General features: G+C 67.3%; 32 protein-coding genes and 1 tRNA gene. 11 read left to right on the top strand and 22 right to left on the bottom strand.

The annotated features are described in order from the left end of the window. The 3 genes from AU185_RS09330 to AU185_RS09320 form a co-directional block, all read right to left on the bottom strand. Positions 1-1,098 (bottom strand): ATP-dependent DNA ligase, encoded by a 1,098-nt coding sequence (locus tag AU185_RS09330; RefSeq protein WP_059101803.1) that lies wholly within the window; start codon positions 1,096-1,098, stop codon positions 1-3. Positions 1,099-1,140: 42 nt separating this feature from the next. Further along, positions 1,141-1,905 (bottom strand): DUF899 domain-containing protein, encoded by a 765-nt coding sequence (locus AU185_RS09325; protein ID WP_231740443.1) that lies wholly within the window; start codon positions 1,903-1,905, stop codon positions 1,141-1,143. Positions 1,906-2,050: 145 nt separating this feature from the next. Next, positions 2,051-3,439 carry an HNH endonuclease signature motif containing protein gene (locus tag AU185_RS09320; RefSeq protein WP_059101804.1) on the bottom strand — a complete coding sequence of 463 codons (1,389 nt, stop codon included), beginning with the start codon at positions 3,437-3,439 and terminating at the stop codon, positions 2,051-2,053. Positions 3,440-3,548: 109 nt separating this feature from the next. Here AU185_RS09320 and AU185_RS09315 point away from each other — a divergent pair, with 109 nt between their 5' ends. Further along, positions 3,549-4,613: an ATP-dependent DNA ligase gene (locus AU185_RS09315; protein ID WP_059101805.1), complete on the top strand. Its 1,065-nt coding sequence runs from the start codon at positions 3,549-3,551 to the stop codon at positions 4,611-4,613. A 57-nt stretch (positions 4,614-4,670) separates the two neighbouring features. Further along, on the top strand, positions 4,671-5,096 hold the full coding sequence (locus AU185_RS09310) for a hypothetical protein (protein WP_059101806.1): 426 nt from the start codon (positions 4,671-4,673) through the stop codon (positions 5,094-5,096). On the opposite strand, the gene AU185_RS09305 is transcribed toward AU185_RS09310, so the two are convergent. After that, positions 5,097-6,485 (bottom strand): MFS transporter, encoded by a 1,389-nt coding sequence (locus tag AU185_RS09305; RefSeq protein ID WP_059101807.1) that lies wholly within the window; start codon positions 6,483-6,485, stop codon positions 5,097-5,099. A gap of 182 nt (positions 6,486-6,667) precedes the next feature. Between AU185_RS09305 and gluQRS the strand changes: the two genes are divergently transcribed. Then, positions 6,668-7,537, top strand: coding sequence for a tRNA glutamyl-Q(34) synthetase GluQRS (gene gluQRS, locus AU185_RS09300; protein ID WP_082683813.1), 870 nt, complete (start codon positions 6,668-6,670; stop codon positions 7,535-7,537). Positions 7,538-7,628: 91 nt separating this feature from the next. Here gluQRS and AU185_RS09295 read toward each other — a convergent pair whose 3' ends face one another. Together AU185_RS09295 and tgt are read right to left on the bottom strand one after the other, a co-directional pair. Next, a complete protein-coding gene (locus tag AU185_RS09295) occupies positions 7,629-8,948 on the bottom strand; it encodes an acetyl-CoA hydrolase/transferase family protein (protein ID WP_059101809.1) in 1,320 nt (439 codons plus the stop codon). 9 nt (positions 8,949-8,957) lie between these two features. Next, positions 8,958-10,205 carry a tRNA guanosine(34) transglycosylase Tgt gene (gene tgt / locus AU185_RS09290; protein WP_082683809.1) on the bottom strand — a complete coding sequence of 416 codons (1,248 nt, stop codon included), beginning with the start codon at positions 10,203-10,205 and terminating at the stop codon, positions 8,958-8,960. A gap of 17 nt (positions 10,206-10,222) precedes the next feature. Between tgt and AU185_RS09285 the strand changes: the two genes are divergently transcribed. Both AU185_RS09285 and AU185_RS09280 read left to right on the top strand, forming a co-directional pair. Continuing rightward, a complete protein-coding gene (locus AU185_RS09285; RefSeq protein WP_059101810.1) occupies positions 10,223-10,678 on the top strand; it encodes a lipoprotein LpqH in 456 nt (151 codons plus the stop codon). A gap of 111 nt (positions 10,679-10,789) precedes the next feature. Further along, positions 10,790-11,254: a lipoprotein LpqH gene (locus tag AU185_RS09280; RefSeq protein ID WP_059101870.1), complete on the top strand. Its 465-nt coding sequence runs from the start codon at positions 10,790-10,792 to the stop codon at positions 11,252-11,254. Between the two features lie 52 nt (positions 11,255-11,306). Here the strand turns inward: AU185_RS09280 and AU185_RS09275 are convergent, their stop codons facing one another. Continuing rightward, positions 11,307-11,648 carry a DUF732 domain-containing protein gene (locus AU185_RS09275; RefSeq protein ID WP_059101811.1) on the bottom strand — a complete coding sequence of 114 codons (342 nt, stop codon included), beginning with the start codon at positions 11,646-11,648 and terminating at the stop codon, positions 11,307-11,309. A gap of 55 nt (positions 11,649-11,703) precedes the next feature. On the opposite strand from AU185_RS09275, the gene AU185_RS09270 reads away from it, so the two are divergent. Beyond that, positions 11,704-12,075 (top strand): hypothetical protein, encoded by a 372-nt coding sequence (locus tag AU185_RS09270; protein WP_059101812.1) that lies wholly within the window; start codon positions 11,704-11,706, stop codon positions 12,073-12,075. A 108-nt stretch (positions 12,076-12,183) separates the two neighbouring features. Then, positions 12,184-12,663: an ATP-binding protein gene (locus AU185_RS09265; protein ID WP_156425454.1), complete on the top strand. Its 480-nt coding sequence runs from the start codon at positions 12,184-12,186 to the stop codon at positions 12,661-12,663. On the opposite strand, the gene AU185_RS09260 is transcribed toward AU185_RS09265, so the two are convergent. The 6 genes from AU185_RS09260 to AU185_RS09235 all read right to left on the bottom strand — a co-directional run bounded on the left by AU185_RS09260 (position 12,636) and on the right by AU185_RS09235 (position 17,048). Continuing rightward, positions 12,636-13,076: a response regulator gene (locus AU185_RS09260; protein ID WP_059101813.1), complete on the bottom strand. Its 441-nt coding sequence runs from the start codon at positions 13,074-13,076 to the stop codon at positions 12,636-12,638. The genes AU185_RS09265 and AU185_RS09260 overlap by 28 nt on opposite strands. Continuing rightward, positions 13,073-14,650, bottom strand: a complete 1,578-nt coding sequence (locus AU185_RS09255; RefSeq protein ID WP_059101814.1) for a sensor histidine kinase — start codon at positions 14,648-14,650, stop codon at positions 13,073-13,075. The genes AU185_RS09260 and AU185_RS09255 overlap by 4 nt, the downstream gene beginning before the upstream one ends. Beyond that, complete coding sequence (locus tag AU185_RS09250; RefSeq protein WP_172800119.1) at positions 14,647-15,858, bottom strand: PP2C family protein-serine/threonine phosphatase; 1,212 nt, start codon at positions 15,856-15,858, stop codon at positions 14,647-14,649. The genes AU185_RS09255 and AU185_RS09250 overlap by 4 nt, the downstream gene beginning before the upstream one ends. Before the next feature lie 87 nt (positions 15,859-15,945). After that, positions 15,946-16,036 (bottom strand) — tRNA-Ser (locus tag AU185_RS09245). A gap of 29 nt (positions 16,037-16,065) precedes the next feature. Continuing rightward, the gene (locus AU185_RS09240; protein WP_156425460.1) at positions 16,066-16,524 is read right to left on the bottom strand and encodes a nucleoside deaminase; all 459 of its coding nucleotides are present in this window, start codon (positions 16,522-16,524) and stop codon (positions 16,066-16,068) included. Between the two features lie 2 nt (positions 16,525-16,526). Continuing rightward, positions 16,527-17,048, bottom strand: a complete 522-nt coding sequence (locus AU185_RS09235; RefSeq protein WP_059101815.1) for a tRNA adenosine deaminase-associated protein — start codon at positions 17,046-17,048, stop codon at positions 16,527-16,529. A gap of 94 nt (positions 17,049-17,142) precedes the next feature. Here AU185_RS09235 and AU185_RS09230 point away from each other — a divergent pair, with 94 nt between their 5' ends. Continuing rightward, on the top strand, positions 17,143-18,102 hold the full coding sequence (locus AU185_RS09230) for a prephenate dehydrogenase (protein ID WP_172800120.1): 960 nt from the start codon (positions 17,143-17,145) through the stop codon (positions 18,100-18,102). On the opposite strand, the gene AU185_RS09225 is transcribed toward AU185_RS09230, so the two are convergent. From AU185_RS09225 to AU185_RS09205, 5 genes are read right to left on the bottom strand one after another with little or no spacing between them, the layout of a single operon-like run. After that, positions 18,065-18,655, bottom strand: coding sequence for a putative glycolipid-binding domain-containing protein (locus AU185_RS09225; protein ID WP_059101816.1), 591 nt, complete (start codon positions 18,653-18,655; stop codon positions 18,065-18,067). The two genes, AU185_RS09230 and AU185_RS09225, sit on opposite strands and share 38 nt — an antisense overlap. Positions 18,656-18,657: 2 nt before the next feature. Beyond that, entirely contained in the window at positions 18,658-19,455 is a 798-nt protein-coding gene (locus AU185_RS09220; protein WP_059101817.1) for an ABC transporter permease, read from the bottom strand. A gap of 5 nt (positions 19,456-19,460) precedes the next feature. Next, positions 19,461-20,126 (bottom strand): ABC transporter permease, encoded by a 666-nt coding sequence (locus tag AU185_RS09215; RefSeq protein ID WP_059101818.1) that lies wholly within the window; start codon positions 20,124-20,126, stop codon positions 19,461-19,463. Positions 20,127-20,129: 3 nt separating this feature from the next. Beyond that, positions 20,130-21,239, bottom strand: a complete 1,110-nt coding sequence (locus AU185_RS09210) for an ABC transporter ATP-binding protein (RefSeq protein WP_059101875.1) — start codon at positions 21,237-21,239, stop codon at positions 20,130-20,132. Between the two features lie 28 nt (positions 21,240-21,267). After that, positions 21,268-22,224, bottom strand: a complete 957-nt coding sequence (locus tag AU185_RS09205; RefSeq protein ID WP_059101819.1) for an ABC transporter substrate-binding protein — start codon at positions 22,222-22,224, stop codon at positions 21,268-21,270. Between the two features lie 113 nt (positions 22,225-22,337). On the opposite strand from AU185_RS09205, the gene AU185_RS09200 reads away from it, so the two are divergent. Continuing rightward, complete coding sequence (locus tag AU185_RS09200) at positions 22,338-22,721, top strand: LapA family protein (RefSeq protein WP_059101876.1); 384 nt, start codon at positions 22,338-22,340, stop codon at positions 22,719-22,721. Between the two features lie 26 nt (positions 22,722-22,747). Here the strand turns inward: AU185_RS09200 and AU185_RS09195 are convergent, their stop codons facing one another. Next, positions 22,748-23,815 (bottom strand): phosphotransferase family protein, encoded by a 1,068-nt coding sequence (locus tag AU185_RS09195; RefSeq protein ID WP_059101820.1) that lies wholly within the window; start codon positions 23,813-23,815, stop codon positions 22,748-22,750. Between the two features lie 9 nt (positions 23,816-23,824). After that, positions 23,825-24,427 carry a histidine phosphatase family protein gene (locus AU185_RS09190; RefSeq protein ID WP_059101821.1) on the bottom strand — a complete coding sequence of 201 codons (603 nt, stop codon included), beginning with the start codon at positions 24,425-24,427 and terminating at the stop codon, positions 23,825-23,827. A 17-nt stretch (positions 24,428-24,444) separates the two neighbouring features. Between AU185_RS09190 and AU185_RS09185 the strand changes: the two genes are divergently transcribed. Both AU185_RS09185 and AU185_RS09180 read left to right on the top strand, forming a co-directional pair. Then, positions 24,445-25,215, top strand: coding sequence for an SDR family NAD(P)-dependent oxidoreductase (locus AU185_RS09185; protein WP_286143052.1), 771 nt, complete (start codon positions 24,445-24,447; stop codon positions 25,213-25,215). 55 nt (positions 25,216-25,270) lie between these two features. Next, the gene (locus tag AU185_RS09180) at positions 25,271-25,819 is read left to right on the top strand and encodes a cupin domain-containing protein (protein WP_059101823.1); all 549 of its coding nucleotides are present in this window, start codon (positions 25,271-25,273) and stop codon (positions 25,817-25,819) included. Here the strand turns inward: AU185_RS09180 and AU185_RS09175 are convergent. Together AU185_RS09175 and AU185_RS09170 are read right to left on the bottom strand one after the other, a co-directional pair. Beyond that, positions 25,816-26,229 carry an MmcQ/YjbR family DNA-binding protein gene (locus AU185_RS09175; RefSeq protein ID WP_059101824.1) on the bottom strand — a complete coding sequence of 138 codons (414 nt, stop codon included), beginning with the start codon at positions 26,227-26,229 and terminating at the stop codon, positions 25,816-25,818. The two genes, AU185_RS09180 and AU185_RS09175, sit on opposite strands and share 4 nt — an antisense overlap. Next, positions 26,222-26,725, bottom strand: coding sequence for a metallophosphoesterase family protein (locus tag AU185_RS09170; RefSeq protein WP_059101877.1), 504 nt, complete (start codon positions 26,723-26,725; stop codon positions 26,222-26,224). Before AU185_RS09170 ends, AU185_RS09175 begins: the two co-directional genes overlap by 8 nt. Positions 26,726-26,908: the final 183 nt, after the last annotated feature.

Genomic DNA, 26,908 nt, shown 5'->3' with positions numbered 1-26,908 from the left:
TCAGGACTCCAGAACGTCGTACAGGTCGTAGTTCAGCGGTACCTCGAGCTGGTCGAAGGTGCAGCTCTTGGGATCCCGGTCCGGCCGCCAGCGCCGGAACTTCACCGCATGCCGGAAACGCCGGCCGGGTCCTGATGTCGCCGGCGACCCGGCTCCGTCCACGGTGTTGCCTTCCATCTGGTCGTAGGCCACCTCGCACACCTTCTCCGGCCGGATCGGAATCCACCGCTTGTCGGCGGCCGAGTTCCACCGGCTGGGATCCCCTTCACGCATCTCGTCGCCCTCACGCAGCGGCTCCAGTTCGGCGAGCAGCTTGAGCCGGTCCTTCGCGGTGAAAGAGGCCGCGCCACCGACCATCTGCAGTTCGCCGTCGTCGCGATACAGGCCCAGCAGTATCGACCCGATGCCCTCGCCGCTCTTGTGGATGCGGTACCCGATCGCCACGCAGTCGGCGTCGCGGGCGTGCTTGACCTTCACCATCTCCCGCTTGCCCGGCAGGTATGGACCGTCGAGGCGCTTGGCGATCACACCGTCGAGCCCGGCGCCCTCGAACTCCTCCAACCATCGGGCGCCGAGTTCGGGATCCTCGGTGGTGCGGGTGACGTGACACTGTGACTCCCGAACAGCTAGCCGATCGGTCACCGCATCGAGCAGCGCCTCGCGGCGGACCCGGAAAGGTTCCTTCATCAGCGCCGTGTCGCCGGTGGCAAGCGCATCGAAACCGATGAAGTGGGCCGGCGTCTGCTCGGACAGCATCTTGATCCGGCTGCCGGCGGGGTGGATACGCTGACTCAGCGACTCCCAGTCCAGCCGGATGCGGCCGCCGATCTCGCGAGGCACGACGATCTCACCGTCGAGCACACAGCGCGTCGCCAGTTCCTCGCGCACCGACTCGAGGACCTCGGGAAAGTAGCGGCCCAGGTCCTTACCGCTGCGGGACAGCAGCACCACCTTGTCGCCGTCGCGGAACACCAGCGCGCGGAAGCCGTCCCACTTGGGCTCGAAGGACCACACGCCCGCTTCGGGTGGCACCTTGGCCTGGGCCTTGGCCAGCATCGGTTCGAGCGGCGGCAGTACCGGAAGGTCCACCCGGCCCATTATTGCGTCCACGGCAATTGAGACCGACGACACCGGGCAATGTCATCGGCGGTCATTGCCGCCGGAGACTATGTCGCCGTAGTTGTCGTGCAGGCGCCACCATTCATACGGGGGACCCTGCGGTCTGCCTGGCGGGACATCCTGCCAATCTTCTTGTCGGCCGAGCGGTGTGATGTCGAGGAACGACCAGACCGGACCGATCTCCTCGATGCCGCGCCCGTTGATGAAATAGGTGCGGAAGACGCGATCGCGGTCGCGGATGAAGACGTTGAGCCCGAACATCTCCGCGACACCGAAGTCCTGAGAGAACTCGTCGCCGACAAGGGTGAAGAAGGGAATCTGCTCCCAACCCATCCGCGCTTGAAGCCCTCTGATGCGCTCCTGCGGGGCCGCGGTGACAAACACCAGACTCGTGTCACGGGCAGCCAGGTGCGCTGGATGGATCACGGTGTCGGCGAAAAGCGAGCAGCCCGAGCACGCCCCGTCCGGCCAGTTCTCAACATCAGGGGCATAGAAGAAGCGGTAGACGATCAGCTGACGCCGCCCGGCGAACAAGCCCAGGAGGTCGACTTCGCCGTCAGGCCCGACGAAGCGGTAGTCGTTGCGCACGGGGGTCATGGGTAGCCGCCGACGCTTTGCAGCGAGGCGATCCCGCGCCTTCATCAACGCCTTCTCTTCTTCCAACAGATCTTCACGGGCGGCCTGCCATTCGTCATGCGAGACGATTTCCGGCAGCGCGATTTCGTCCTGCTGCATCGATGGTGACGGAATGCCGGGACCTTCCTGCTTCGTCATGGTGTCGTCCATCCGTTCGCGATCCGTTCCGGCGCCCGATGCACTGCAACATGCCCGCTGTCCATACTCAGGTAGACCCGCCAAACCGGGCTAAGTCATCGGGGCACCAGCAGCCGCCAAATGGCTCACTTTCAAGATGCCTCGGAGCCATTCGCGTCTACTCGGCGTCTCCGTCGGCAGTCTCGTCGTCTCCGTCGTCGGGGATGAGGTAGCGCTGGGGGTGGTGGAAGTTGTTGACGCGGGCTTGGCCGGTGTCCAGTTGTGGTGGGGGCAGCCATTCGGTGCGGCCGTCTTTGCGTTTTCGGGTGCGCCACCCGCCGGGTTTGACCCGCCGATTGTCGGGCCCACAGGCCAACGTCAGATCGGTGATATCTGTCTTACCGTCATCAGCCCAGTCCGCGACCGCGTGATGCACCTGGCAGTGATAGGCCGGCGCAGTACATCCCGGCCGGGTACAGCCGCGGTCTTTGGCGTAGAGCACCAGCCGTTGTCCGGGGGTGGCCAGGCGTTTGGCCCGCCCCAGATACAGCGGTTCTTCAGTGTGCTCGTCGAAGACCGCCAGATAGTGATAGGCCGCCGAGGCTTGACGGATCACCTCACTCATCGGCACCAAGCTGCCCCCGCCGGTGACGCCGTGACCGGTTCCGGATTGCAACTCCCGCAGCGTGGTGGTGATGACCATCGTGGCCGGCAACCCGTTATGGCTACCCAGCGTCCCCGACGCCAACAACGCCCGGCACATCGCACTCAACGCATCATGATTGCGCTGCCCGACCGTCCGCGTATCGGACGACACCGCTTCGGGTGAGGGTTCGCCGTCCACACACGGCTTCTCGTCGGCGGGGTTGTTCATCCCCGGCGCGGCCGCATTGGCGAGAACGGCTTCCAACGCCGCGCCGGTCGTCGGATCGAGCAACCCGCGCACTTCGCGCATCCCATCGGCGCGCTGGCGCCCCAACCGCAGCCAGCGCTGACGCGCGCGCTCCTCGTCGGAGAAATCCCCGTCCGGATGCAGATAGGCGGCCAGACGCTCACAGGCCTCGCGCAACTCCTCCGGGGTGAGCTTGGCAGCGATATCGGCCAGCTGCGCTTCGGCGGCCTCGCGCACGTCAAAGGGCACCGACACCGGTATCTGCTTGGCGAAGAACTTCCCAATGATGCGCACATGCTCGACACCGATCTGCCCGCGCGCCTGCGCAGCAGCAGTCCGGGCCAGCACCGGCTCCAACTGCTCCCCGGTCATCGCCCGCCGCGGCGCCAACTCGCGCGCCTGTCGCACCCGACGGTTCGCATCGGTCTTCGAGATCCGCAACAACACGGTCAATGCCGAGGCCACGCTAGGCGCACCCAACTCGGCGATCGGCGTGCGCTCGAGCTCGGCGACCAACCGGTGCCCCACCGCGGCCTGCGCGCGGGTGAACGTCTCCCACTGCGCGGCCACCGCGAACTGCTCGGCGGTGCTCAACGACTCGAACGACTCGGCCAGCAACCCGGTCAACTCGCGGCTCATCACCGCGATCCGCTCACCGATCCGTTCGAACGACATACCCGAACGCTAGTTCGAACCACTGACAACTCGGCTCTGTTTGTGACTGATGAAACCACTGTGGCACAAGGGATTACGCTGCCGCAGGGCTCGCTGCGACAATGGCGGGATGCACCTGCCCGTGATGCCTCCGGTGTCGCCGATGCTGGCCAAACCGGTCACGTCGATTCCCGCCGACGCCTCCTACGAACCGAAATGGGATGGCTTCCGGACCATCTGCTTTCGTGACGGCGACGAGGTCGAGTTGGGCAGTCGCAACGAGCGTCCGATGACCCGCTACTTCCCCGAGGTCGTCGACGCAGCCAAGGCTGAACTACCCGATCGCTGCGTCATCGACGGCGAGATCATCATCGCTACCGACCGCGGCCTGGATTTCGAGGCGCTTCAGCTACGCCTGCATCCCGCCGCCAGCCGGGTGCGCATGCTTGCCGAGCAGATCCCGGCATCGTTCATCGCGTTCGACCTGCTCGCGCTCGGCGATGACGACTACACCGGCCGGCCGTTCAGCGAGCGGCGCGCCGCGCTCATCGACGCGCTCACCGACGCCGGGCCGTCGTTCCACGTCACCCCGGCGACCACCGACCTGGCCACCGCCGAGCGCTGGTTCGACGAGTTCGAGGGCGCGGGCCTCGACGGCATCATCGCCAAGCCGTTGGAACTGACCTATCAGCCGGACAAGCGAGTGATGTTCAAGATCAAGCACGAACGCACCGCCGACTGTGTGGTCGCCGGCTACCGGGTGCACAAGTCCGGCGAGGATGCGATCGGTTCGCTGCTGCTCGGGCTGTACAAGGACGATGGAACGCTCGCATCCGTCGGCGTCATCGGCGCTTTCCCGATGGCCCGGCGCCGCGAGCTGTTCACCGAATTACAGCCGCTGGTAACGACATTCGCCGATCACCCATGGAACTGGGCCGCACACATGGCCGGCGACCGCACGCCCCGCCGCAACGAGGGTTCACGCTGGAACGCCGGCAAGGACCTGTCGTTCGTCCCGCTGCGACCCGAACTGGTCGTCGAGGTGCGCTACGACCACATGGAAGGCGAAAGATTCCGCCACACCGCACAATTCAATCGCTGGCGGCCCGACCGGGACCCTCGGTCGTGCACCTACGAACAACTCGAGCAACCTGTCACCTTCAAGCTCGGTGACATCGTCCCCGGGCTGGGCTGAGGAAGTACTTTCGTCGGAAGGCGTATCTTCGCGTCCCGAACGTGTGATGCTGCCTGCATGATGCTCACACGCGCGACGGCAGCAGCGGCCGCAATCGCCGGCGTCGCGATCGGATTGGCAAGCCCCGCATGGGCGGACGGACGCCTCGAGGGCAACTACCGATTCGTCAACGGCGCAACGTCCAACACGTGGGCGATCACCACGCAATGCAACCCCGAAGGCTTTTGCGCCGGGACGGTGTCGAGTTCCACAGGCATGATCGCCCATATCAGCCGGGCGGCCGACGGGCCGTGGATCGTCGAGCGCCACGACGTCCCGAACGGCTGGACGTGTCCCGACGGTAGTACCGGGCCGGGGGATCTGTCGTACGCGTTCGACCCCGCCAGCCTGGCGGGCACCGCCACCTACACGTCGAAACCCGGGGCCTGCAACGATCCCAACGCGAGCCGGCACGAGAACCCGATCAGCTTGCAGCCGCTGTAGTCAGCCGCGGCTGCCCTCGAGCTCGTAATCCAACTGCGGCGGCGCTTCGGGCGTGCCGGGTATCTCGGTGCCGTTGATCGGGCACCGCGCGGTCTCCGGCATTTTGAGCAGTGCGATCGCGCCGACGACGCAGGCGGCCATCATGTAGTACGCCGGCACGAGGTTGTGGCCCGTCGCGTTGACCAGCCAGTCGTTGACCGCCGGCGCGGTACCACCGAAGATCGCGGTCGACACGTTGTACGCGATCGCGAAACCGGCATAGCGCACCTGCGTCGGGAACATCGCCGGGAAGGTGGCCGAGATCGTCGCCAGCTGCGGAACGTAGAGCAACCCCAGCACGGCGAAGCCGATGACGGCTCCGACCGCGCCGGTCGACATCAGCATGAACATCGGGATACCCGCGACGAACAGCCCGATAAGGGAGACCCACCAGATCGGCTTGCGCCCGATCCTGTCCGACGCCAGGCCGGCGAACGGCAGGAACACCATCATCGAGAGCATGCCGATGATCGGGACGACCAACGACATGTCGGTGGACAGGCCGATCGACTGCTCCAGATAGGTGGGCATGTAGGTGAGCAGCGTGTAGTTGACGACGTTGAGCGCGACGACCAGACCGCCCAGCCGCAGGATCGGGCCCCAGTATTGGACCAGGAGATCCTTGAACTCGCCGCCGACGTCGCGCTCTCGTTCGCCCGACTTCGCCAACTCCTTGAACACCGGCGTCTCGTCCAGTCTGGTGCGCAGATACAGCCCGATCAGGCCGAGCGGCGCGGCGAGCAGAAACGGCAGCCGCCAGCCCCATACGTTCATCTGGTCGTCGGTGAGCACCAGCGAGAATCCGAGCATGAACAGCGCGCCCACCGAGAAGCCCGACAAGGTGCCGAATTCGAGGAAACTGCCGAGCATTCCCCGACGACGGGTCGGCGCGTATTCCGCCATGAAGGTCGCGGCCCCGCCGTACTCTCCACCGGTGGAGAAGCCCTGGATCATCCGCAAGATCACCATGAGCGCGGGGGCCCAGAGCCCGATCACGGCATAGCTGGGAACGAGCCCGACGCACAGCGTTGCGCCGGCCATCACCAGGATCGTGATGGCGAGGACCCGCCGTCGACCGAGTCGGTCGCCGAGCGGCCCCCAGACGAATCCGCCGAGCGGCCGGACCAGGAACGAGACGGCGAACGTCATCAGCGCCAGCAGCGTCGCCGTGGCTCCGTCGCCCGGAAAGATGGCCGCGGAGATGTAGGAGACGCCGTAGGCGTAGAGGCCGTAGTCGAACCACTCGGTGAAGTTGCCGACGGCCGACGCCGCGATGGCTTTTTTCACCTGGCCCGGCGGCGACTCCTGCTCGGGCTCGTGCTGCGGGTTGCTGGAGCCTTCGGGGTGCACGCGCGTGCCTCCTCGCGTCCGTCGGGCACGGCCCCCGGGACGCCTAGGCACGGCGAGCGCCGGCGGAGGGCCGTGTTTCTCGGTGCACGAGCAAAGTACCAGCGCTTCAGGCGAGTACCCCGGATCGCCTCGCGGCAGGCGCCGTTGATCGACGGCATGCGCCGAATGGCTAGATTTCGGTGGTGAGCGCTGGCAGGTTCGCCCCGAGCCCCTCTGCCGACCTGCACATCGGCAACCTGCGCACCGCGGTCCTCGCGTGGTTGTTCGCCCGGTCCTCCGGCCGCCGGTTCCTGATCCGCGTCGACGACCTCGACGACCGCACCTCGACCGAGATCGGCCGGCGGCAACTCGCCGACCTCGCCGCGATCGGGTTGACGTGGGACGCCGTCGAGTGGCAGTCCGAGCAGCCCGACCGCTACTCCTCGGCGATCGAGGAGCTGACGAGCCGCGGACTGCTGTACGAATGCTATTGCAGCCGAAGGGATATCGCGCAAGCGCCGCGGGCACCGCATGCACCCCAGGGCGCCTACCCGGGAACCTGCCGCGACCTCACCGACGCCGAGCGCGCGGCGCGCCGGGACGAGATCGGACGGGCGCCCGCGTTACGGCTGCGCACCGACGCGATCGTGCACACCATCCACGACCTGTTGCACGGCGACTACACCGGCATCGTCGACGATTTCGTGGTCCGCCGGGGCGATGGCGTGCCCGCGTACAACCTCGCGGTCGTCGTCGACGACGCGGCACAGGGCATCGACCAGGTGGTGCGCGGCGACGACCTCCTACCTTCCTCGCCGCGCCAGGCGTACCTGGCGCGGATGCTCGGATTTCCGGAGCCGACGTACGCCCACGTCGCGCTGGTGCTCAACGAGGACGGCGCCCGGCTGGCCAAGCGCGACGGCGCCGTGACCCTCGCCGAGATCGGCGTCCAGCGCGCGCTCGCGCAGATCAGCGCGTCGTTGGGCTGGCAGGCCCGCGACCTCGAGGGCATGCTGGCCGATTTCGACCCGGCCGAACTGCCCCGCCGGCCATGGATCTACCCGGTCACTTGACCGGCGCGAGCGACCGTGTTTGCACCGCCATCGGCGGCGCGTCGTTGTACAAGCGCGGTCGCTCGCGGGGTTTAGGGGTCACTCGCGCCGACTAAATGACGGGTGAGCGGCCCTTCGCAGCGCGCTCGGCAGCCGCAAGCAGGTCGTCGCGGAACAGCGGATGTGCGATCGCGGCGAGCGCCTCACCGCGTTCGCGGACCGTCTTGCCCTCCAATTCGGCAGCGCCGTACTCGGTGACGATCACGTCGACGTGGTGTCGCGGTGTCGTGATCACCGCGCCCGGACCGAACCACGGCACGATCCGCGACTGCGGTTCGCCGTCCTTCTCGAACGTCGAAGGCAGGCAGATCAGCGAGCGGTCCGACAGCTCGAGACCTGCACCGGCGACGAAGTCCTCGGCGCCGCCGACTCCGCTGAACTGGTTGCCGCCGATCGTGTCGGCGACGACCTGGCCCTGAATGTCGATCGCGAGCGCACCGTTGATCGACACCATGTCGTTGTTGGCCCCGATCACACCGGGCGCGTTGACGATCTCCACGGGCAGGAATGCGACGTCGCGGTTGCCGTCGAGCCAGGCGTACAGTTCCGCCGACCCGAATGCGAACGTCGTCACGCTGACACCGTCGTAGATGCCCTTGCCGGTGTTGGTGACCTTGCCCGCGCGATGCAGTTTCATGCAGCCGTCGGTGAACATCTCGCTGTGCAAACCGTATTCGCCACCGTCGCCCTCGGCCAGCAGGGTCGCGATCTGGCTGGGAATCGAACCGATACCGGTCTGCAGGGTCGCACCGGAGGTGATGAACTCGACCGCGTGGCGCGCGATCGCCGTGTCGGCCTCGGTGGGCGCCGCGTCACCGCCCGGTAGTGCAAGCGGCGCATCGGTCGATTGCACGAGGATGTCGATCTCGTCGACGTGCAGCGCGTGCCGGTGGTCATCGAGCCCGAATGTCCGCGGGTAGGCGGTTGACACCTCGACGATCAGCAGCCGCTCGGGATCGCTTCCGGCACGGCGCAATTCGTTGACCGTGCCGCCCGCGTGCAGGGACAACGAGCACCACCCGTCGGCGTCGGGCGGGGCGGCGACGGTCGTCATCACGCGCGGCGACTGTTGCTCGAGCAGCGGCCCGAACCGGCGGAAGTCCGCGGGTGCGAACTCGACATTGGCACCCGCGTCCCGCAGGGCCCGCTCGAGCGGACCGAAGAACCCCGACAGGTAATGGACGCCCGGACGGGCGAACAGCTCCGTACCGACCGCGAGCAACGCGCCGTACACCCCCAGATCCGTCCAGTCCTCGCGCTCACCGAGCGCCCGCAGGACCGCCGGCGGCTGGCCGGGTCCGAGCGGTATCCCCAGGGCGTCGTCGGTCGCGAGCCGCGCGGCGGCCTGCTCGGCGGTGAGCTCGGTTGGCATGGCGTGAAACTACCGCGTGCGCGTCGAGTAGTACCGGCCCAGCACGTCGGCGCGCAGCTCCTCGAACTCGCCCGCGTCGATCGCCGCGCGCATCCGGTCGACGAGGCGCACCACGAACCGCTCGTTGTGGATGGTGCACAGCGTCGCCGAGAGGATCTCCTTGGCCTTGAACAGGTGATGCAGATAAGCCCTGGTGTAGTGGGCGCAGGTGTAGCAGTCGCAGTCCGCGTCGATCGGTGTGAAGTCGCGCCGGAACCGTGCGTTGGTGATGTTGAAGCGGCCGGTGGCCGAGTAGAGCGCGGCGTTGCGCGCGACGCGCGACGGCGATACGCAGTCGAACGTGTCGGCGCCGGCGGCCACCGCGTCGAACAGGTCGTCGGGCTCGCTGATGCCCAACAGATGGCGCGGCTTGTCGACGGGCAGTTCCTCGCAGACCCAGCCGACGATGGTGGCCAGGTTCTGCTTCTCCAGTGCCCCGCCGATGCCGTAGCCGTCGAACCCGATCGACACCAGCCCGCGGGTCGCCTGCCGGCGCAGGTCTTCGTACTGCGCGCCCTGCACCACACCGAACAGCGCCTGCCGCGGCCTGTCCGGGCGAAGGGTCGACAGCCGCTCATGTTCGGCCAGGCAGCGCACCGCCCACTCGTGGGTGCGCTGCACCGACCGCTCCTGGTAGCCGCGGGTGTTGACCAGCGTGGTCAGTTCGTCGAACGCGAAGATGATGTCGGCGCCGAGTTGATGCTGGATGCCGATCGACACTTCGGGGGTGAACCGGTGGGTCGAGCCGTCGAGATGCGACCGGAACGTCACCCCGTCGTCGTCGACGTTGGCCAACCGCTCCTTGCCCTCGGCGATGATGTCGTCGGCCTGCACGCGTTCGGTATCCATCGCCAGCACCTTGCGGAACCCGGCGCCCAGCGACAGCACCTGGAACCCGCCGCTGTCGGTGAACGTCGGCCCCGACCAGTTCATGAACGCGCCCACCCCGCCGGCCTCGTCGACGATGTCCGCGCCGGGCTGCAGATAGAGGTGGTAGGCATTGGCCAGGATCGCCTGGGCACCAAGTTCTTTCATCATCTCGGGAAGCACCGCCTTGACGGTCGCCTGGGTGCCCACCGGAATGAACGCCGGGGTGTGGATCTCGCCGTGCGGGGTGCGGATGACGCCCGTGCGGCCGAAGCGTCCGGGCAATTCGGTCACCACGCTGAACGACGGTGCCGACGACTCTTGCGGAGCGGGAGAATTCGGCACGGCCACGCCGTAGATTCTGCACTGTGAGAAACCGGTGGTTCCCCACGTGCTGCGCAGCCGCGACCGTGCTGGTGATGGCCGGATGCTCGTCGGATCCGCCGGACTACCAACCGCCGGCCGGCCAACTCGTCGCGGGCACGGCGCAGGTGACGGTCAACGGCCACGACGCCGGCGTCACCGAGACAGTGCAGTGCGACACGACGGGGTGGCTCACCACCATCACCACCGGCGATCAGACGTCCGGGGTCACGGCGATGGTGTCGGCCGAAGACGAACTGGCCGCGGAGTCGGTCAGCATCAACAACGTCGGCGGCTTCACCGGTAGTTACAACGCCGGGGCGGGCGGCGCGGGAGCTGAGGCCGCTGAGGTTCAGATGACCGGCCGGACCTACGACATCTCGGGCACCGCCCACGGCTTCAAGACCGACTCGCCGAGCTTTCGCACTTCCGGCCCATTCCACATCCGGGTGTCCTGCTAACGGGGGCAAGATCAATTTTTCCGCGAAACCGCTGTTCGCAGGGGTGCCGCGAACCATACTGCTCTAGATGATCCGATCTTGACGGGTCACGACAACAAAAGGAGAACTGTGGTGAAGCGTGGTTTCCTGGTCGCGGTAGGCGGCGCGGCTCTCGTCATCGCCGGACTGTCCGGCTGTTCTTCCGACGACAAGAAGTCAGAGACGACGGGTGAGACGTCAACGGCCGCAGCAGCGGAAGGCAAGACCACCGTCACGATCGACGGCCAGGATCAGGCCGTAACGGGCACGGTCGTGTGCAGTTCGGTCGGCGGCAACACCAATATCGCGATCGGTGACGCGACCACCGGCATCGGCGCGGTGGTCAGCTCCGGCGACGAGCCCACCGTGCAGTCCGTCGGCCTGGGCAACGTCAACGGCGTGACGCTGGGCTACCAAAGCGGTACGGGCCAGGGCGACGCCAAGGTGGAGAAGGACGGCAACACCTACAAGATCAGCGGCACCGCGACGGGCGTCGACATGGCGAACCCGCTGCAGCCGGTCAACAAGCCGTTCGAGATCGAGGTCAGCTGCCCGTAGATAAAGCGTGCACGAAAGGCGGCGGCGTCCCGGACCGGGGCGCCGCCGTTCGTCATCCGGTGTAGCCGGCCGCCGACTGCCGCAGCTGCCAGATCTGCGCCGGACACAGCTCGTTGACGGCCTGGTTGATCAGGTAGGCGCCCTGGTAATAGTCGGCGGTGCGGAAGTCGGCCTTCACCTGATCGACGAGTTGGGCGTAACCCATCTTGGCTGCGACCCGGTCGCAGATGCTGTTTCCGTAGCCGATGGCCGCGTCCGCGTTCGGGAAGTTGTAGCCGGGTCGCACGTGCACGTTGACCAGATAGGCGACGACGTCGGCGCCGGCCGGCGGGGCGCAGACGAGAGCGCCGGCACCGGCAGCGGCGGCGGCCAAAGCAACGATGACGCGCTTCATGGCATATGAGCCTATTCCGTGCCCGCCGCCGGTGCGGGGCACATACGCTAACCCCATGAGGCTCATGGCTGCAGCTGCGCTGGCGTGCGGGTTCGTCGCCGCGCCGATGTTCACCGCCGCGAATGCGCCGGCGTCCCCGGGTTACTGCGACGGCGCGGATTGCGTCCCGTATATCGACCGGACTGCGGTGGAGGGCACGCACTGCGTGCAGAACACCCGCTACAACTTCGGGATCGACGCGTCGGGCAACACCCTCGCATGCAACTCGCGCAGCCGATGGATCGCATCACCACCGCTGGTCGGCATCCGGACCAATCGGCTGCCCTGCGGTGACGCGACCGGGGTGGCGCAGTCGCCGGACGGCGTTCCGCTGAGCTGCCTCGAAGGTGCCTGGACCCCGGACTACCGCGTGATGTTCTACGGCTGAGGCGCTCGAAAGGCGCCGGCGGCGAGGCCCCGTGATCGCCGTCTCGACGGTGCGCGAGGTGTGATCTAGGCCTCGCTACCGTTTCGAGATCGATCGCATATGCGTGGCATGCGTGAGGAATCGGGCCAAGCGGGGTACAACACGGGCGTGGTGATCGACGTGCGCCTGCGGCCGGCAGACCCGTTGCGTATCGAGGTACCGGCCACCGCGGATCGATTGGCACAGATCCGCCACCGACTGCTCGACTGGATGACCCCGATCGGAGTCCCCGATCCCGTCGTCGCCGATGTCGTGCTGGCGGTCAATGAGGCGGCCACCAACTGCGTCGAACATGCCTATCGGGATTGCGACGACGGCGTGATCGTCATCGACGCGACCGTCGAGGACGAGCGGATCATCGTCTGCGTCTCCGATCACGGTGCGTGGCGAACACCGAGCACCGAACCGACCACGCGCGGTCGCGGGCTGCCGATCATCCGGGCCGTCGGCGACGGGGTGGACGTCGCGGGTTCAGCGAGCGGCACCACCGTGCGGATCGACTTCGAGGTCACCGACGGGCGTCACGACTGGGGCAGCCGAACCACCTGAACGAAGAACTCGTCGATCTGCCGAACGGCGTTCATGAACTGGTCGAGGTCAACCGGTTTGGTGACGTAGGCGTTGGCGTGCAGCTTGTAGCTGCGCAGAATATCTTCCTCCGCCGACGATGTCGTGAGTACCACCACCGGGATGAGGCTCAGGTCCGCGTCGGACTTGATGGTCTCCAGCAGCTGCCTGCCGTCGTACTTCGGCAGGTTCAGATCGAGCAGGATCAGATCGGGGCGCGGCGCGTCGGCGAACTGGCCGCGTTGGTAGAGGAAGTCGAGCCCCTCCTCGCCATCGTGGGCGACGTGCAGCGTGTTCTTGATCTTGTTGTGCTCGAAGGCTTCCCGGGTGATCAGCTCATCTCCCGGATCGTCCTCGATCAGCAGAACGTCGATCGCTCGACCGTCCAATGTCATGCGGTTGATCCTTCCATATCGGCCTCGACGGGCTCGTCGACGACGCAGGGAATGGTGAAACGGAACCTGGTGCCGTCCGTGTAGGTGGTGTCGATCCAGATGCTGCCGCCGTGGTACTCGACGATCTTGCGGCACAGCGCAAGCCCTATACCCGTGCCGGAGTACGACGACTCGCGGCCGTGCAGGCGCTGAAAGATCACGAAGACCTTCTCCGTGAACTCGTCGGGGATCCCGATGCCATTGTCGGTGACGGTGAACACCCACGACCCGTCCTGCGCGTCCTCACCCGTCGCGCAGTCGATGACGATCCGCGGTACGACGCCCGGTCTGCGGAACTTCACCGCGTTACCGATCAGGTTCTGCCAGAGCATCGTCAGCAGGGTCGGGTCACCCTTGACCGAAGGTAGCGGCCGTCCGTTGTGGACCACCACCTCGGCGCCGGCCTCCTCGATCGTGGTGGCCAGGTTGTCCATCGCGTCGTCCAACACGGCTGAGAGGTCGACGTCGTCGTGCACCGAATGAAGCCTTCCGACGCGGGAGAACGTCAGCAGATCGTTGATCAGCACCTGCATCCGCTTGGCGCCGTCGACGGCGAACCGGATGTACTCGACGCCGCGCTCGTCCAACTTGTCGCCGTAGCGCTTCTCCAGCAGTTGACAGAACGACGCCACCTTGCGCAGCGGCTCCTGCAGGTCATGCGACGCGACATAGGCGAACTGCTCGAGTTCGGCATTGGATCGCTGCAGTTCGAGGGCCTGGTCGGCCAGCTGGGTCCGCGCCTGCCGCGCCGCTTCGAGTTCGTCGACGATGTGCTGCCGCATGTCCTCGACGTCCGCGGCGATGGACTGAATGTCGCGCGGACCCCCCACCGTGATCTTCTCGCCGAAGCTGCCTTCGGTGATCTTGCGGCAGGCCGCGGCGAGCGCTTCCAGCGGCCGGGTGACGGCGCTACGCACCAGCACCGCCAACGCGATCGCGGCCAAGAAGAATGTCGCCACAACCGTGATGAGCACGCTGTTCCGCCAGGTTTGCACCCGGGCGAGCTCATCGACGGCGTCCTGCCGGGCCTGGGTCAGATCGCGGTTCTGGGCTTCGAACAACGCTCGTAGGCTGTCGAATTCGGCATTGCCGCGCGCGGCCGTCTCGGCGTCCAGAACCTTCGGGGACCCCGGCGTCACCGACGCGAGAACCGGGTCCGCGAACGTCGAGCGCCACGCGGCAGCGGCCTCTTCGATCGCTTCGAGGTCGGCGAGCAACTCGGGCCGGTGGCCGATTCCGTCGCGGACCTGCTGCGCGGCGGCACGCTCGGCCTCCTGGCCGGCGTAATACGGTTCGAGGAACTGGCGGTCGGCGGCGATGGCGTATCCGCGAATCGCGGTCTCCTGGTCACGGAGAGCGGCCTGCAGCTGGTACGCCGCAACGCGGGCGGGTTGGATGCCGAGGTTGAGCTCACGCGAGACGTCGTCGGTCCGGTTCAGCAGCAGGGCACCGGCGATCGCACCGGCGATCACCACCACACCCATCATCGACAACACCAGGTTCTGCCAGCCCTGGACGGTGAGGCGTGATCTCATCCGGTCGTCGTCCGCTCCACCCGCACGACAGCGATGTCGTCGCTGATGCCGCCCACTGACTGCGCCCGACGCTCCACATCGTCGATCAGCGCGCTGACGAACTCGGCGCCGGGCAGATGCGCATAGCCGCGCGCGACTTCGAGCAGGCCCTTCTCGCCGAGGCGTTGGGTGCCCTCACCGGAGCGTCCCTCGAACAGCCCGTCGGTCAGCAACACCAGGCCGTACCCCGGCGGCAGCTCGAGGACGTTCAGCGGCCACTCGTGGCCATAGAGGCCGAGGGCGGGACCGACCTTCGGCTCCAGCCACTCCACGGTGTCTGGACCGTGCAGCAGCATGCCGGGATGGCCTGCCGACACCACGTTGAAGCTGAGGCTGTCGGTCGACATCGCGACGCTGATCACCGTCGCGAAGATGCTCGAACCCGGCCGTTCGGTGCTCAGAATCCGTTCGAGTTGTCGCATGCGTTCGTTGCCGCGCAACCCGGCGAACGTCAGAGCGCGCCAGCCGATGCGCAGCGTTACGCCCAGCGCGGCCTCGTCGGGGCCGTGCCCGGCCACGTCGCCGACCATGACGTGCACGGTGCGGTCCGGCGTCTGCACGAAGTCGTAGAAGTCACCGCCGAGCAGCGCATGCTGTCTGCTGGGCCGGTACTCGGCGACGATGTCGACGCCGGGCGAGTCAAGTAGCAGCGGAGACGGCAGCAGCCCACGCTCGAGGCGGGCGTTCTCCATGGCGCGCAGCTCGCTGGCGTGCAGTTCGACCGAGGTGAGCTCGGCGCGTTTGCGTTCCACCGCGTAGAGCAGCGCGCGGCGGAGCGTCTCGGGTTCGACTCGGCCCTTGACGAGGTAGTCCTGAGCGCCGGCGGCGACGGCGGAGATGCCGAAGTGCTCATCGTTGAGCCCCGTCAACACCACGATCGGCAAAGTGATGTCGCGCCTGGTGATCCGGTCGAGGGCCTTGATGCCGTTCGCGTCGGGCAGGTTCAAATCAAGCAGCACACAATCCGGCCGAGAGGTGTCCAACTGCCGTTCGGCGTCCTCCATCGAGGCCGCCCACGAGACATCGATTTCGACGGCGGCATCGGCGATCAACTCCTCGACCAGAATCGCGTCGCCGCGATCGTCCTCGACGAGGAGCACCGAAAAGGGGCGCACGGCAGCGCCGGCACCGGCCGAGGCGGACGGGCCTTGGTCATGAAGCGCACGCATATGTAACCAATTCTCTCGCGTTGGTCACCGCGGTCGCCTCGACCTCTGCTTCAGTGACGAAATCCGACAATAGTGCCTGAGTCGTTGTGGCGGTGGCGGAGGGATTTGAACCCTCGGACGGGGGTTACCCGTCACACGCTTTCGAGGCGTGCTCCTTAGGCCGCTCGGACACGCCACCGTGTGGCAGCTTACCGGGCACCCGCCCATCTACTCCAATCGCTGCCGGGCGAAGAACTCCTCCAGCGGTGCCGCGCACTGCTCGGCCAGCACCCCGCCGCGCACCTGGGCCCGATGCGTCAGCCGCCTGTCGCGCACCACATCCCACAGCGAGCCGACGGCTCCGGTCTTGGGCTCCCACGCGCCGAACACCACGCGCGCCACGCGCGCCATCACGAGCGCGCCCGCGCACATCGTGCAGGGCTCGACGGTGACCGCCAGCGTCGTACCCTCCAGCCGCCAGCCGTCCCCGAGCACCGCCACGGCCGCGCGGATCGCGAGGATCTCCGCGTGTGCGGTGGGGTCGCCCAACGCTTCTCGCGCGTTGGCGGCACGGGCCAGTTCGGTGCCGTCGGCGGACACGACGACCGCGCCGACGGGCACGTCGCGGGGTCCTGCGGCGGACGCAGCCTCGAGGGCGGCGCGGATCAGCGCCTCGTCGTCGATCAGGTTCACCGACCCAGACGATCCAGCACCGCCGACAGTTCGTCGGCGAATCCCATCTCCCGCGCGATCCTGCCCAATTGTTCGTCGGCGTAGAGATCGGATTCGTCGAGGATGACGCCGAGCACCGCCTCGGGCAGGCCGACGTCGGAAAGCAGGCCCAGGTCACCCTCCTCGAAGGGCTCGGCCTCCTCGAGTTCCTCGGGCTCGATGTCGGCGTCGAGCTTTTCCAGCGCCTCTGCGGCGATGTCGTAGTCCAGCGCTGCGGTCGCATCCGAGAGCAACAACCTAGCGCCCGACGGTGCGGGCCGCACGATCACAAAGAACTCATCGTCGATGTCGAGCAGCCCGAACACCGCTCCCGCACTGCGTATCTCGCGGAGCTCGGTCTCGGCGGCAGTCAGGCTGCTCAACGCCGCGCGGCGCAGCGGAGCGCAACGCCACTTGCCGTCCTCCCGGACGACCGCCACGCCGAAGCCGTCGGGGGTCTCGACGGACTGCTCCCGCGCCGGTGCACGCTGTGCTCCCATGTCGGCTTACGGTAGTCGCCGACCAGGCCCTTGACCAGGAAAAGGCACCAAGCCTGACGTCTGCCGACGGCTCTCGATGTGCCAACCTTGAAGGGTGACGAACACACCGGTTTGCGTGCTCGGTCTCGGGCTGATCGGGGGTTCGGTGATGCGTGCGGCGGCGGCCGCCGGGCGCGAGGTCTTCGGGTACAACCGGTCGCTGGAGGCCGTCCAGGCGGCGGTGGTCGACGGGTTCGACGCCAGCGAAGACCTCGATGCCACGCTCGGCCGCGCGGCGGCAGGCAATGCGCTGATCGTGCTGGCGGTGCCGGTGCCCGCGCTGGCCCAAATGCTCGGCCGTATCCGCGAAACGGCGCCGGGATGCCCCCTGACCGATGTGACCAGCGTGAAAACCGCTGTGCTGCAGGAAGTTCAGTCGTTCGGCCTGCTGGAGCGGTTCGTCGGAGGTCATCCGATGGCGGGCACGGCGCACTCCGGGTGGGCGGCCGGCGACGCCCGGTTGTTCGTCGGGGCGCCCTGGGTGATCAGCGTCGACGACCACGTCGACCCCGAGGTCTGGACCCTGGTGATGGACCTCGCGTTGGATTGCGGCGCAGTCGTCGTCCCGGCCCGATCCGATGAACACGACGCCGCCGCAGCGACGATCTCGCACCTGCCACACCTGCTGGCCGAGGCGCTCGCCGCGACCGCGGGAGAGGTGCCGCTGGCGTTCGCGCTCGCGGCGGGGTCGTTTCGCGACGGCACCCGGGTGGCAGCGACCGCACCGGATCTGGTGCGGGCGATGTGTGAGGCCAACGCCGACGAACTGCTGCCGGTCCTGGAACGCACGCTGAGCCTGCTTCACCATGCGCGCGACGCACTCGCCGAGCGCAAACCGTTGACCGACCTCGTCGAGACCGGCCACGCCGCCCGGATCCGCTACGACAGCTTCAGCAGGCCCGACATCGTCACGGTCGTCGTCGGGCAGGACAGGTGGCGCGAGGAACTCGCCGCCGCGGGCCGCGCCGGTGGGGTGATCAGATCCGCTCTGCCAGCCCTGGGTAGTCGAGGATGAACCCGTCGGAGTCCACTCTGATCGTCGTCTCGGCGACCGGCGAGTGCAGCTTGATGCCGTCCTCGGCGCTGCTGTAGCTGATCACCGCGGCTTCGACCGACATCTCCGGCAGTCGCACGTACACCACCGGACAGCTGATCGAATCCGAGCGTTGATAGAGCCGGGTCCGCCGGATCGGCAGCGCGTTGAAGAACGGGCTGAAGATCACGTCGACGTCGAGCGCACCGTCGTACGCAGCGCGCCGCGACTCCCCGGTGTGCTGCTGGACCAGCCACATGTTCTCTTCGTCGCGAGCGATCGACAGCTGCCGTTCCCGCTCGGCGAGAGTGACCGTCATGGAAAGCCGCTTGGTGCCGCCGGCCTCGTCGGTCACCAGATCGTAGGAGGCGGAGAACGCCGGGTGCGACGATGTCGCGGCGGCCACGATCCTGCCGTAGGCCTTGATGCGGTTACCCGACACGTGAAGCCGGACCGATTCCATCCGCGGTACGTCATGCGCCCGCCAGGTCAGGATCGCCGGCCATGACTTCTCGGAGCCACCTGCTTCACTCACCCCTATACCGTATGCGAAGGATCGCCCCGTTCGTAACGTGCTTGGACGGCGGTTTTCCCGGCGTTCTGTGATGTTGCGCGCGGGCGGGATTCGAGGACGACTTCGTCACTGAGCAGCGGCTGGGGCATGGGCGATCTCCTGAGCCGACCGGTCCCCGGCACCGAAACCCACACCGCGAACGCGAGCGCGGCGTCGAGGAGCAACGCCAGCGCCGTCACCATCAGCGCGCCGACCAACGCCAGTTGGAACTGCCGCACCTTGATGCCGTCGATGAGGTAGCGGCCCAGCCCGCCGAGGCTGGCGTACGCGGCAACCGTTGCGGTGGCCACGATCTGCAGTGTGGCGGTGCGCAACCCGCCGAGGATCAGCGGCAACGCGATCGGCGCCTCCACCCGCAGCAGGATGCGCCGCTCGGTCATACCCATCGCCCGCGCGGCGTCGACGACCGCGGGATCGACGTTGGCGATTCCCGCGTAGGTGCCTGCCAGCAGCGGCGGGATACCCAGCAACATCAGCGCGACCGTCGGCGGTATCAGGCCCAGCCCCCACAGCAGCACGCCGAGCAGCAGGACGCCGAGCGTCGGAAGCGCCCGCAACGCGTTGACCCCGGTGACGACGAGGAAGATCCCGCGGCCGGTGTGGCCGATGAGCATCCCGATCGGGACCGCGATGAGGGCCGAGAAGAACACCGCGACGACGGTGTACAGCAGGTGTTCGAGCAGGCGGGCGGTCAGCCCGGCCGGTCCGTCCCAGTTGGCCGCGGTGAAGGTGTAGGACAGCGCCTCGGCCAAGAAGCTCATCGGGCTCACGCGGAGACCGCCTTGACTCGACCGGTGCGCGAGGCGCGCGTCCAGGGTGTGAGCGCCTTGCCCGTCAGCATGATCAACGTGTCGATGAGGATCGCCAGCAGGAAGATCGCGATGATGCCCGCGACGATCTGATCGCTCTTGTTGGCCTGATAACCCTCGGTGAACCAGGTGCCCAGCCCGCCGATGCCGATCACCGAGCCCACCGACACCATCGAGATGTTGGTGACGGCGACCACCCGCAGGCTGGCTGTCAGTACCGGAAGCGCCAGCGGCAGTTCGACTTTGACCATCCGGGTCAAGGGCCGGTAACCGACCGCGGTCGCGGCGTCGAGCACCGTCGGCGACACCGCGTCCAAGGCCTCGGGCACCGCTCGCACCAGCAGCGCGACGGTGTAGAGCGTCAGCGCGACGATCACGTTCGCCTCGTCGAGGATGCGCGTCGGGATGACCAGGGGCAGCACGACGAACAACGCCAGCGACGGAACCGTGAAGACGACGCTGGCGGTGATCGTGGTCAACCGTCGCAGCGTGGTGGTCCGCTGGACCGCGGCGCCCAACGGCACCGCGATGATCAGGCCGAGCACGATCGGGATCAGCGACAGCCGCAGATGGATCAGCGTCAACGCCCACAGGTCATCGAGGTGGGTGAGCAGGTAGCGCATGCGCTACCCCAACTCCGGCAGACGACGCTGCTTGTCGAGTGCGGCCAGCACGTCGTCGGCCTTCACCCCGCCGATCACCCGTCCGTGCTCGTCGACCGCGACGCCGAGGCCGCTCGGCGAGGACAGCGCCGCGTCGAGCGCATGCCGTAGCGTGCCGTCCGGCCGGAACAGCGATCCGCCGCCGATGGTGCTGTCGTGCAGCGAACTTCCGCTGCGGTGCAGCGCCACACCGTCGGCGTTGATCCACGCGTACGGCTTGCCGTTTCCCTTGGTGACCAGCGTCCACGCGCCCGGCTGTAGGCTCAGCCCGTCGACCTGATCCTCGGGGACGTGGTCGATGTCGTGCAGCGGCAGTCCGGTGGCGTGGAAGAACTGCAGGCCGCGGTAGCCGCGGTCGGCGCCGACGAACGCCGCCACCTCCTCGTCGGCCGGGTTGGACAGCACGAACGCCGGGTCGGCGTATTGGCGGAGCACGCCGCCGCGGCCGAACACCGCGACCTTGTCGCCGAGCTTGACCGCCTCGTCGATGTCGTGGGTGACGAACACGATGGTCTTGCGCAATTCACTTTGCAAGCGGGTGATTTCGGTCTGCAGGTCCTCGCGCACCACCGGGTCGACGGCGCTGAACGGCTCGTCCATCAACAGGATCGGCGGGTCCGCGGCCAGCGCCCGGGCCACCCCGACCCGCTGTTGCTGACCGCCCGAGAGCTGGGCGGGATAGCGGTCGGCAAGTTTGGTGTCCAGCCCCACCCGTTCCATCACCTGCAACGCGGATCGCCGTGCGCTGCGCCGTGATTGGCCGCGCAGCACCGGCACGGTGGCCACGTTGTCGACGACCCGCAGGTGCGGCATGAGCCCGGCGCTCTGGATCACGTAACCGATGCCCAGCCGTAGCTTGACCGGATCCACCTCGCTGACGTCCCGGCCGTCGACGGTCAGCGTGCCCGAGGTCGGCTCGATCATCCGGTTGATCATCCGCATCGAGGTGGTCTTGCCGCAGCCCGACGGACCGACGAAGACCGTCAGCGTGCCCTCGGGTACCTCCAAGGTGAGGTCGTCGACCGCGACGGTGCCGTCCGGGTAGCGCTTCGTGACGTCGGAGAACGTGATCATGGTTGTCTGTTCTTCGCGCAAGCGCTCATCAACTGCCCACCGGCTTGTCGAATCCGTTGTCGGTGATCCACTTTCGGGCCGCTTCGTCGGGGTCGACGCCCCGGTTGCCCTCCACCGAGGTGTTGAGCGCGATCAACGCCTCGGTGGTGAGTTTCGCGCTGACCGCGTCGAGCACCGTCTTGAGCTGAGTGGACTTCTTCTGCGACGCCACCAGCGGCACCACGTTGGCGGCGAGGAAGACGTTCTCGGGGTCCTCGAGGACGACGAGGTTGTTCTGCTCGATCGCCGGTGAGGTGCTGAAGATGTTCGCGGCGGTGACCGTCCCGCTGTTGAGGGCGTCGACGGTCGCCGGGCCCCCGCCGTCGCTGATCGCGACGAAGTTCGCGGGTGCGATGTCGAGGCCGTAGGCGTCTTTGAGCCCGACCAGGCCGGTGACGCGCGTCTGAAACTCCGACGGCGCACCGACTTTCACCTCGGCGGAATGCTCGGCCAAATCGCCGATGGTCTTGAGGTTCCACCGCTGCGCGGTCCCCTCGGTCACCGCGAGGGTGTCCTTGTCCTGTGCCGGCGACGGGTACAGGATCGACAGGTCGCCGGGAAGCACCTCGAACAGCGCCAGCAATACGTCGTCGGGGGTGGTGGCGGTGGTGTCCTCGTCGAAATATTGCAGCAGGTTGCCGGTGTACTCGGGGATCAGGTCGATGGAGTGATCCTGCACGGCAGGGATGTAGGTTTCGCGGCTGCCGATGCCGAACTGGCGGCGCACGGTGAAGTCGTTGGCCTCCAGCGCCTGGGCGTAGATTTCCGCGATGATCTTGGACTCCGTGAAGTCCGCCGACCCGACGGCGATCGTATTGAGGTCACCGGAGATCTCGCCGCCGCCGAGCGGGTTGGAGCTTCCGCAGGCCGACAGCATTCCCGCGACCAGGACGAGAACAACGAAAGGACGGTGCCGGCGTCGCGGGGCCGCGGACGAGGCTGTCATAGGCCCAAACTATCCATCGCACCGCAGCTCCACCCGGGTTTGTTTCAGCCCGAATCTCGCCGCGATTCTCCGAACTGGGTTTCCCGAGTGCCGGAACGGGCAAAGATGTGGGCATGACCAGCGATCCCGCTGAAGTGCCGCCGTCCGTCCCGTCGCCGGAGTCCTCGCGCGGGACACCACCCGATCCGACCGCGACCCCGGGTGACTACCTCGTCAAACCGGAGTCGGCGGTGAAGTTCACCCGCGCCGCGGCGCTGTGGTCGGCGTTGTTCGCAGGCTTCGTGATCCTGATCGTGTTGTTGGTGTTCATCATGCAGAACACCGACTCGACGACCATCAACTTCTTCGCGTGGGAGTGGCATTTGCCTGTCGGCGTGGCGATTCTGTTGGCCGCCGTGTGCGGCGGGTTGCTGACTGTCGCGGCAGGGACGGCCAGGATCGTTCAGCTGCGTCGCGCGGCCAAGAAGAACTTCAAGGGACTGGGTCCGCGGCCGTAGGCCTTTGGGCCTCGCTCGCACTGGTCTCACGCTCGGCGCGAGACCGCTTCGAGACCCGCGGCGATCAACGGCGCCACCGCATCGTCGACCATGGTGACGAACTCCGCGTCCGCGCCGCCCACCCGGCCGCGGTAGGCGATGCCCGCGGCGATGATCGCCAGCTTGAAGTACGCCAGCCCCATGTAGAAGTCCCAGTGGTCCAGCGGCTGACCGGATGCCACCGAATAGCGTTGCGCCAGTTCGTCGGCCGTCGGGATGAGCGGTGAGGCCCACGCCGCGTCGGCGTGCACGAGGTTGAACATCGGATGGCGGTAGACGCACATCAGCGCGGCGTCGCTGATCGGGTCGCCGAGGGTCGACATCTCCCAGTCCAGCACCGCCAGCACCTTGGCGGGGTCGGTGGCGTCGAGCATCGTGTTGTCGATGCGATAGTCGCCGTGCACGATCGCGCTGCGGCGCTGCGGCGGGATCGCCTCGCCCAGCGCCGAGTGCAGCCGCTTGACGTCGTCGTCGCGTTCGTCCCCGCCATCGATGTCGCGGCGCACCAGCTCCCACTGGCCACCCCAGCGCTTGACCTGTCGTTCGAGGTATCCGGTGGGCTTGCCGAAGTCTCCGAGGCCGACCTCTTCGGGGTCCAGCGCGTGCAGGTCGGCGAGCACCTTGATCAGGGCGTCCACGCAGGCGTCGATCTCGTCCTTGCCGCCCAGCGCCTCGAGTTCGTTGGTGTGGCGGATGACGCGGCCCGGCACGTACTCGACCATCTGGAACGGCGCTCCCAGCACGGAGTCGTCGTTGCGCATGGTCACGGCGCGGGCGACGGGTACAGCGGTGTTCTGCAGAGCGGCGACGACCTTGTACTCGCGGGCCATGTCGTGCGCCGACGGCGTCAGCCCGTGCAGCGGTGGGCGGCGCAGCACCCACTTCGAGGCGTCGTCGGCGATCAGGAAGGTCAGGTTGGACCGGCCGCCGGAGATGAACTCGGCGCGTAGGTCACCCGACCGCGGGATGCCTTCCGAACGGAGGTGACGGTCCAGGGCGTCGAGGTCGAGCCCTTCCAGCCGGGCGGGCTCGGACGGGCGCGGCTCAGTGGTCACCGGACTTGTCTACCACTGCTGATTTCTCGGCAGCAGATCCCACACGTGCTCGGTCGCGTTGACCCCCGCCACGAAGAACGTCTCGCGCGACGACGACCACAGCAGCCGGGTGATGCCCGCGTAGTCGACCTGCACGCACAGCAGGCGCTCGGTGCCCATGACGTCGTGGACCAATGCGTTGATGACGCCGCCGTGGCTGAACAGCGCGACGGTGTCCTCCCGGTCGGCGGCCTTGACGATGTCGGCGACCCCGGCCTTGACGCGGGTGATGAACGCCGACTGGTCCACCCCGCTGGGCAGCTCGCCGTTGGCCAGGCGGCGCATGTCCTCCTCGGAGATCTCTTCGACCGGGGTGTAGTGCGACAGGTCGCGGTCGTACTCGGCGAGGCGGTCGTCGATGTCTATTTCGAGCCCCAACGCGTCGGCGACCGGCTGCGCCGTTTGGATCGCGCGCCGCTGCGGGCTGCTGACGAGCCGCGATATCGGGAACCGGGCGAGCGCATCGGGTAGGCGTTTGGCCTGTTCGACACCTTCTTCGGAGAGGTCGGGGTCGGAGCCCTGGCCGGGCTCGCTGCGCAGGGGCAGCGCGTGTCGGATGATGAGCAACTGCACCGTGACACCATATGGCGGTGTCTTCTCGCGGGTACGCCGACCAACTGTTCGACCTGACCGACCGCGTCGTGCTGATCACCGGCGGCAGCCGCGGGCTGGGCCGGGAGATGGCGTTCGCCGCCGCGCGCTGCGGCGCCGATGTGGTGATCGCCAGCCGCAAGTACGACTCCTGCGTGGCGACGGCCGAGGAGATCGCCGCGGCGACGGGTCGCGCCGCGCTCCCGTATCAGGTGCACGTCGGGCGGTGGGATGAGCTCGACGGATTGGTCGACGCGGCCTATGAACGGTTCGGCAAGGTCGACGTCCTGGTGAACAACGCCGGCATGTCACCGCTGTACGAGTCGCTGGCGTCGGTGCCGGAGAAGCTGTTCGATGCGGTGATCAACCTCAACCTGAAGGGCCCGTTCCGGTTGTCCGCCCTCGTCGGCGAACGGATGGTCGCCGACGGTGGCGGCTCGATCGTCAACGTCAGCTCGAGCGGTTCGCGCCGGCCCCGCCCTGAGCAGCTGCCGTACTCGGCGGCCAAGGCGGGCCTCAACGCGTTGACCGAGGGGCTCGCGCTGGCGTACGGCCCGACGGTGCGGGTCAACACGCTGATGCCCGGCCCGTTCCTCACCGACATCAGCAAGGCCTGGGACATTCCGGCGACGACGGCGGGCGCGCAGCATTTCGCTTTGAAGCGGCTCGGCGAGCCACCCGAGATCGTCGGCGCCGCACTGTATCTGATGTCGGATGCGTCGAGCTATACGTCGGGCTCGATCATCCGCGTCGACGGCGGAATTCCCTGAGTCGGGTGACGCCATATTCACCCCGGCATCGGCGTGTGGCTGGTTCACTGAGCCCATGCACGTACGTCGAGTGGTGACCGGACACGACCCGTCCGGAAAGTCCGTCTTCGTCAGCGACACTCACGTCGCGCCCATCGAGACCATGTTGATGCGGGGCTTCGAGAACCATCTGCTGTGGGGCGGCGACGAGCCCTGCCGATTCCCCGATGACGGCTCGATGCCGCAGTGGCGCAATTACTTCCCGCCCGTTGGCGGATTCCGGTTCGCGATGCTGACGCTGCCGCCGTCGCACACGGCCGAGGCGCCGGCCGGTCTCGACGTCGACGAGGCGATGGCCGAGATGGAGGAGAAGCTGCCCGGGATGCTGGGTTACATGGACTACACCGATCCGGGCATGCATACCACTCCCACCGTCGACTTCGAGGTGGTTCTCGACGGCACGGTGGTGCTCGAACTCGACGACGGCGCCGAGGTGACGTTGCACCCGGGTGACACGGTGGTACAGAACGGCACGCGGCACCGGTGGAAGAATCCGGGCGACAAGCCCGCCCGCATGGCCGTTTTCATCTGCGGCGCTGAGCACGCCGACGTGATCGTGCCCTAACTCTGGTGCTCGGCGAGCCACTGCTCCGCACGGCGGCGCGAGGCCCGCGACAACCACGCGTCCTGAATCAGTTCGGTCAGCTCCACCTTGCCGATCTCGGGTAACCTGCTGGCCCGCACCAGAACCGACGGGTGGCCCTCGAAGCGGTCGGTGGTGAAGAACGGCGAAGAGGGGTCCTGCACGAGCGCCAGCTTGTCCATTTCCGACTCCACCCAGATCATGATCACATCGGCGTAGCGTTCGCCCGTCTCGGGATCTTCGGCGTCGGGTTGCGGCGTGCGGAAGAACACGAACGACTTGCCCCCCACCTGGTAGATCGGGTTGCCCTTAGGACCCTCGATGCGTCTGGTGTGCGGCATCGACGCGGCAATCTCGTGCACGTCGGCCACCCGCGCCGGTCGGTCACGCATGGCGGTCCAAGGTGTGCAGGATGACGTCGGTCAGCGTGGCGTTATGCACCGTCGCCGTCATATAGGTGCAGTAGGGCTGGCGGCGACGGTCGGTGGGTGAGCCGGGATTGAGCAGGCGCAGACCGGTTTTCGCCGTCGTGTCCCACGGTATGTGACTGTGACCGAACACCAGGACGTCCGTGTCGGGGTACGCCTTGGCCATGCGGGCCTCGCGACCGGTCGCCGCACCGGTCTCGTGGACGACGGTGAACCGCAGCCCGCCGAGCGTCACGTCGGCGCGTTCGGGCAGTCGCCTTCGTAGTTCGGCGCCGTCGTTGTTGCCCCAGCATGCGACCAGTCGCGTGGCGCGGGCCTCCAGAGTGTCCAGCAGCGACGGCTCGACCCAGTCGCCGGCATGGACGACAACGTCGGCCTTGGCCACCTCGTCCCACACTCTGGCGGGCAGATCTCGGGCGCGCTTGGGGACATGGGTATCGGCGATGAGCAGCAGCCGCATACCGGCCAATCTAGTGGTGGCGACGCCGACGACGAACCTGAGCTTGTGTGCGAAGTCTGGCTGGAAGTCGAGCACTACTTCAGGTTCGGCGGCAAGAAAAAGCGCGCCTGTCTGACGTCGGTTGATCCTTGACGAATCTGTTTCGGTTGATCCTTGACACTCGGTGTTAGTGGTTTAGGCCTG

The organism is Mycobacterium sp. GA-0227b, assembly GCF_001499855.1.
Classification (GTDB): Bacteria; Actinomycetota; Actinomycetes; order Mycobacteriales; family Mycobacteriaceae; genus Mycobacterium.
Note: the sequence above shows the minus strand (reverse complement) of the source record. Positions and strands in the feature narration are given on the sequence as shown.

Coding starts and splice junctions, on each gene's coding strand:
- AU185_RS09330 (WP_059101803.1), bottom strand. CDS start 1,098: ATGGGCCGGGTGGACCTTCCGGTACTGCCGCCGCTCGAACCGATGCTG.
- AU185_RS09265 (WP_156425454.1), top strand. CDS start 12,184: ATGCGTGAGGAATCGGGCCAAGCGGGGTACAACACGGGCGTGGTGATC.
- AU185_RS09215 (WP_059101818.1), bottom strand. CDS start 20,126: ATGCGCTACCTGCTCACCCACCTCGATGACCTGTGGGCGTTGACGCTG.
- AU185_RS09255 (WP_059101814.1), bottom strand. CDS start 14,650: ATGAGATCACGCCTCACCGTCCAGGGCTGGCAGAACCTGGTGTTGTCG.
- AU185_RS09320 (WP_059101804.1), bottom strand. CDS start 3,439: ATGTCGTTCGAACGGATCGGTGAGCGGATCGCGGTGATGAGCCGCGAG.
- AU185_RS09180 (WP_059101823.1), top strand. CDS start 25,271: ATGCACGTACGTCGAGTGGTGACCGGACACGACCCGTCCGGAAAGTCC.
- AU185_RS09295 (WP_059101809.1), bottom strand. CDS start 8,948: ATGCCAACCGAGCTCACCGCCGAGCAGGCCGCCGCGCGGCTCGCGACC.
- AU185_RS09175 (WP_059101824.1), bottom strand. CDS start 26,229: ATGCGTGACCGACCGGCGCGGGTGGCCGACGTGCACGAGATTGCCGCG.
- AU185_RS09260 (WP_059101813.1), bottom strand. CDS start 13,076: ATGACATTGGACGGTCGAGCGATCGACGTTCTGCTGATCGAGGACGAT.
- AU185_RS09250 (WP_172800119.1), bottom strand. CDS start 15,858: ATGCGTGCGCTTCATGACCAAGGCCCGTCCGCCTCGGCCGGTGCCGGC.
- AU185_RS09210 (WP_059101875.1), bottom strand. CDS start 21,239: ATGATCACGTTCTCCGACGTCACGAAGCGCTACCCGGACGGCACCGTC.
- AU185_RS09315 (WP_059101805.1), top strand. CDS start 3,549: ATGCACCTGCCCGTGATGCCTCCGGTGTCGCCGATGCTGGCCAAACCG.
- AU185_RS09200 (WP_059101876.1), top strand. CDS start 22,338: ATGACCAGCGATCCCGCTGAAGTGCCGCCGTCCGTCCCGTCGCCGGAG.
- AU185_RS09270 (WP_059101812.1), top strand. CDS start 11,704: ATGAGGCTCATGGCTGCAGCTGCGCTGGCGTGCGGGTTCGTCGCCGCG.
- AU185_RS09205 (WP_059101819.1), bottom strand. CDS start 22,224: ATGACAGCCTCGTCCGCGGCCCCGCGACGCCGGCACCGTCCTTTCGTT.
- AU185_RS09170 (WP_059101877.1), bottom strand. CDS start 26,725: ATGCGGCTGCTGCTCATCGCCGATACCCATGTCCCCAAGCGCGCCCGA.
- AU185_RS09310 (WP_059101806.1), top strand. CDS start 4,671: ATGATGCTCACACGCGCGACGGCAGCAGCGGCCGCAATCGCCGGCGTC.
- AU185_RS09235 (WP_059101815.1), bottom strand. CDS start 17,048: ATGGGAGCACAGCGTGCACCGGCGCGGGAGCAGTCCGTCGAGACCCCC.
- AU185_RS09220 (WP_059101817.1), bottom strand. CDS start 19,455: ATGAGCTTCTTGGCCGAGGCGCTGTCCTACACCTTCACCGCGGCCAAC.
- AU185_RS09275 (WP_059101811.1), bottom strand. CDS start 11,648: ATGAAGCGCGTCATCGTTGCTTTGGCCGCCGCCGCTGCCGGTGCCGGC.
- AU185_RS09325 (WP_231740443.1), bottom strand. CDS start 1,905: ATGGACGACACCATGACGAAGCAGGAAGGTCCCGGCATTCCGTCACCA.